The organism is Streptomyces sp. (assembly GCF_031178505.1).
GTDB classification, from domain to species: domain Bacteria; phylum Actinomycetota; class Actinomycetes; order Streptomycetales; family Streptomycetaceae; genus Streptomyces; species Streptomyces gulbargensis.
On record NZ_JAPSIW010000557.1, the window covers coordinates 1 to 4,771 of the forward strand.

A 4,771-nucleotide genomic window follows, 5' to 3' on the forward strand; every position below is an offset into this window, starting at 1 on the left:
CGACCGGGGGCGCGACCGGGAACCCCTCGGGACGTACCCCTGGAACCACCGGCGAAACCGCCCCCGCGACGAGTGCTTCCGCCGCGTCCTCCGGGGACGACGACTACCTGGCCCGCCGCTCCCTGCGCCGGGGCAGCGCCGGCTGGCTGCTGCTGACGGGGCTGGGCGTCGCCTACGTCGTCTCCGGTGACTTCTCCGGCTGGAACATCGGCCTGTCGAAGGGCGGCTTCGGCGGACTGGCCGTCGCCACCGTCCTCATGGGCGTCATGTACGCCTGCCTGGTCTTCGCGCTCGCCGAGCTCTCCGCGATCCTGCCCACGGCGGGCGGTGGCTACGGCTTCGCACGCCGGGCGCTCGGCACCTGGGGCGGCTTCCTGACCGGCACCGCGATCCTCGTCGAATACGTCCTCGCCCCCGCCGCCATCTCCCTCTTCATCGGCGACTACGTCGAATCCCTCGGCCTGTTCGGACTGGAGTCGGGCTGGCCGGTGTACCTGGTCTGCTTCGCCCTCTTCATCGGCATCCACCTGTGGGGCGTCGGCGAAGCCCTGCGCTTCAGCCTGATCGTGACCGCCGTCGCCGTCGCCGCGCTGCTGGTCTTCGCGTTCGGCGCCTTCACCGACTTCCGGGTGGACCGCCTGAACGACATCCCGGTGGACACCACGGCCTGGGGAGCGAACTCCTGGCTGCCGTTCGGGCTCCTCGGGATCTGGGCCGCCTTCCCCTTCGGCATGTGGTTCTTCCTGGGCGTCGAAGGGGTTCCGCTCGCCGCCGAGGAGGCCAAGGACCCGGTGCGCTCGCTGCCCAGGGCGCTCGCCCTCTCGCTCGGCGTCCTGGTGCTCCTCGCCGTCATGACCTTCCTCGCGACCACCGGGGCGCGCGGCTCCGCCGCCGTGCAGGAGGCCGGCAACCCGCTGGTGGTGGCGCTCCAGGGCGACGGTGAACCGACGGCGCTGAGCCGGTTCGTGAACTACGCCGGCCTCGCCGGGCTCGTCGCCTCCTTCTTCTCCCTCATCTACGCCGGGTCGCGCCAGCTGTTCGCCCTCTCCCGGGCGGGCTACCTGCCCCGCTTCCTCTCCCTCACCAGCCGCCGCAGGTCCCCCTACCTGGGCCTGATCATTCCCGGCGCGATCGGCTTCGCGCTGGCGGCCGGCTCCGGGAACGGGGCCCGGATGCTCAACATCGCCGTTTTCGGCGCCACCATCTCCTACGCCCTGATGGCGCTCTCGCACATCGTGCTGCGGCGGCGCGAGCCGGGACTGCACCGGCCGTACCGGACGCCCGGCGGGACGGTGACCTCGTCCGTCGCCCTCGTCCTGGCGCTCGCCGCGCTCGTCGCCACCTTCCTGGTGGACCGGACGGCGGCGCTCATGGCCCTCGGGGTGTACGTGATCGCCCTCGCCTACTTCGCGTTCTACAGTCGGCACCGCCTGGTGGCCCGGGCGCCCGAGGAGGAGTTCGCGGCGCTCGCCGCCGCCGAGGCCGAGCTCGAACGCGACTGACCCGCCGCGCCCGCCCGAACGCCCGCACCCTGGAGGAATCCCCGTGACCAAGCCGCTCATCGGTGTGACCACCTATCTGGACCGGGCGCGGTGGGGGGTGTGGGACATGCCGGCGACGCTGCTGCCCGCCGCGTACCCCCGCCACGTCCGGGAGAGCGGCGGTCTCGCGGTGCTGCTGCCACCCGACGCGCCGGCCGCCGCGGCGGCCGTCGTGGCCCGGCTCGACGGTCTGGTCGTCGCGGGCGGCGCGGACGTGGAGCCCGTACGGTACGGGGCCGAGCCCGACCCCCGTACCGGCCCGCCGGCCCGGGAGCGGGACTCCTGGGAGCTGGCCCTGATCGAGGCGGCCCTCGCCTCGGGCACGCCGCTCCTCGGCATCTGCCGGGGCATGCAGCTGCTGAACGTGGCACTCGGCGGCACGCTGGCGCAGCACGTCGACGGTCATGCGGAGGCGGTCGGGGTGATCGGCCGCCACGCGGTCGCTCCGGTGCCCGGCACCCGTTACGCCGCGCTCGTACCGGAGCCGGCCGAGGTGCCGACGTACCACCACCAGGCCGTGGACCGGCTGGGCGCGGGGCTGCGCGTCTCCGCCCACGCGGAGGACGGCACGGTCGAGGCGGTGGAGCTGGCCGACCCGGCCTGGGCGCTGGGCGTGCAGTGGCACCCGGAGATGGGCGAGGACGCGCGGGTGATGCGGGGACTCGTCGCGGCGGCGGCACGGGCGGCCGGGACGGCGAGGGCGCGTGCCGCGACCGCCGGGGTGGCCGTTGCCGGGGCCGGGGTCCGGCCCGGGAACGGGGAGGAGACGGTGGGGGCCGGGGAGGTCGGAACGGCGGCCGTCGCCACGGTGGGAGGGTGACGGGTACGCCGTCCGGGCCGGAAGGGACGGAAGGAACGGAGGGGTGCGGGGCGGCCGGAACGGGCTCCGGCCGCCCCGGCGTTCAGCGGGCCGTGGCGGCCACCGCGCGGCGGCCGAGGGACACGTACAGGATCGCGGAGACGGTCATGCCGGCCGGCAGGGAGAGGTCCATTCCGCCGAGGGCCCCGGCCACCGGACCGGTGTAGAGGGTGTTCACGCAGAGTGCCGCGGCCGCCACACCGCCCAGCAGGGCGACGGCCCCGGGCACGTTGACCCCGCCGGTGAACCAGAAGGGGCTGCCCGGGGTCTCGTTCGTGAGGGCGACGCCGTCGTACCGGTTGCGGCGCAGCAGGATGTCGGTGGCGTAGACGGCCGTCAGCGGGCCGATGAGGACCACGATCACCTGGAGGGCGTTGCTGACGGTGTCCAGGAAGTGGGAGACCAGCAGGCCGTAGAGGGTGAGCGCGACGGCGGCGGCGCCGTCGAAGAGGACGCTGACGGTCCGGCTGATGCGGAAGCCGACGGCCTGGAGGGCGAGACCGGCGCTGTACGCGGTGAGCGCGTTGAGGGAGACGGTGCCGAGGACCAGGGCGATGAGGAAGACCGGGACGAACCAGCCCGGCAGGATCTTCTGGAGCGCGTTCTGGGGGTCGGTCATGTCGACCGCCGTCGCCGCGAGCGCCCCCAGCGAGCTGACGACGACGCTGGGCACGAAGGCACCGAGCGCGGTCCAGCCCGCGACGGCCTTCGCCGGGGCCGTACGCGGCAGGTAGCGGGAGAAGTCGGCGCTGGTCGTGTAGGAGAGCGGCCCCGAGGCGATCAGCGTCGTCCCCGCTACCAGTACCGCCCACAGGTCCACACCGGTCAGCGGCTCGGCGGGGGCGTACGAGAAGTCGGCGTGGCGGAGGACCGCGAACCCGACGACGGCGAAGGCGCCGGCGAGGGCGAGCGTGATGGGCAGGTACAGCCTGATGATCAGTCCGTGGCCGTAGACGCTGATCGCCAGGGTGAGGGCGGCGATCGCGACGATGACGACCACCTTGACCGGGGTGGTGGCGGTGAGGCCGGTCCGCTCGACGAGCGCGAAGGCGGCGGTCGCCGCGGCGGCCAGGTTGAGCGCGAAGTAGCAGACGGAGACGAGCCAGCCGCCGATCGCATTGTTGACGCGGTTGCCGAGCACGCCGTACAGCGCGCGGGTGATCACCTCGCTCGGCGCGCCGGCGGCGGGCCCCGAGGTGGCGAGGAGGCCGGTCAGCAACCAGAAGAGGTTGCCGACGACGATCACGGCCAGGGCCTGCCCGAGGGTCAGGCCCATGAGGATCAGGGCTCCGCCGATGACGAGGCTGAGGTAGTTCACGTTCGCCGCGGCCCAGACGGAGAAGAGGGCGCGGGGGTGGCCGTGGCGTTCGGCGTCGGGGATGTGGTCGATGCCGTGGGCCTCGACGCGGCCGGGCCGCTCGGTCACCGGCGGGGTGGCCCGGTCGCTCTCGGGGCGCGGAAGCGGGTCGGGGATCGTGGAAGCCATGCGGCCCTCCGGTGCGTGTCGTGCCCACCTGGTTGCTTATTGGTCGCACACTCAATAGCATCGCCGGTATGCCGTCAAGCGTTGAGCGCAAGCGAGTTCGGAAATCTCCGGAGGCCCGCCGGGCAGAGATCGTGCGGACCGCCGCCCGGGTCGCCCTCACCGAGGGCCTGGAGTGCGTGACCCTCCGGCGGATCGCCGAGGAACTCGCCGTGCGCCCCGGACTGATCAGCCACTACTTCCCCTCGGCGGAGGAACTCGTGGCCGAGGCCTTCGCCGTGGCCGCGCAGGGCGAACTCGACTCCCTGCTGCCGGCCGAGCGGCCCCACGGGACGCCGACCCAGTACCTCGCGCGGTACTTCGCCCTCTCGACCGGCGACGCGTACGACGACATCAGCCGCCTGTGGATCAACGCCCGGCACCTCAGCCGCTACCGGCCCGTCCTGCGCGACCGGGTCACCGAGATGGAGCTCGCCTCCGACGACCGGCTCGAGGCGGTCATCCGCGAGGGCGTCGAGCGCGGCGAGTTCCGCACGGACGACCCGCGCACGACGGCCATCCAGATCCTCGTCGTCCTCGACGGCCTCGGCGCCCACGCCAACTCCGACCGCGCCGACCGCCCGGAGGCGGTGACCCGCATGGCCGTCACCACGGCGGAACGCGAACTGGGGCTCGCGGCCGGGGCGTTGACGGACGCCGCGCCGATTCCGGACGCGGGCGGGACCGCCCCGGCCCCGCCCCGTACCTCCTGAATCCCGGCCTCCCCCCCGTACCTCCTGAGTCCCGGTCCTCCCGCCCCTCCTCCCCTCCCTTCTCCTGCTCTGGAGCCCCTGTGCGCACCACCCCGCTCGTCCTCCACTCCGCCCGGCTGCTCGACCCCGCCACGGG

At 73.8% G+C, this 4,771-nt stretch carries 3 protein-coding genes and 1 pseudogene; 3 read left to right on the forward strand and 1 reads right to left on the reverse strand.

Annotated elements, in window-relative coordinates; translation table 11 throughout:
• Positions 1 to 107: 107 nt before the first annotated feature.
• Together eat and RIF68_RS27665 are read left to right on the forward strand one after the other, a co-directional pair.
• On the forward strand, positions 108 to 1,502 hold the full coding sequence (eat, locus tag RIF68_RS27660) for an ethanolamine permease (RefSeq protein WP_309054027.1): 1,395 nt from the start codon (positions 108 to 110) through the stop codon (positions 1,500 to 1,502).
• A 43-nt stretch (positions 1,503 to 1,545) separates the two neighbouring features.
• A pseudogene (locus RIF68_RS27665) lies at positions 1,546 to 2,226 on the forward strand (gamma-glutamyl-gamma-aminobutyrate hydrolase family protein); the annotation flags it as partial.
• A 217-nt stretch (positions 2,227 to 2,443) separates the two neighbouring features.
• Here RIF68_RS27665 and RIF68_RS27670 read toward each other — a convergent pair.
• On the reverse strand, positions 2,444 to 3,886 hold the full coding sequence (locus tag RIF68_RS27670; protein ID WP_309054025.1) for a cytosine permease: 1,443 nt from the start codon (positions 3,884 to 3,886) through the stop codon (positions 2,444 to 2,446).
• A 68-nt stretch (positions 3,887 to 3,954) separates the two neighbouring features.
• Between RIF68_RS27670 and RIF68_RS27675 the strand changes: the two genes are divergently transcribed.
• A complete protein-coding gene (locus RIF68_RS27675; RefSeq protein ID WP_309054026.1) occupies positions 3,955 to 4,635 on the forward strand; it encodes a TetR family transcriptional regulator in 681 nt (226 codons plus the stop codon).
• The last annotated feature ends 136 nt before the right edge of the window (positions 4,636 to 4,771 follow it).

Bases quoted from the DNA above. Each gene is read 5' to 3' on its own strand.
- RIF68_RS27670 (WP_309054025.1), bottom strand. From the start codon at position 3,886: ATGGCTTCCACGATCCCCGACCCGCTTCCGCGCCCCGAGAGCGACCGG.
- RIF68_RS27675 (WP_309054026.1), top strand. From the start codon at position 3,955: ATGCCGTCAAGCGTTGAGCGCAAGCGAGTTCGGAAATCTCCGGAGGCC.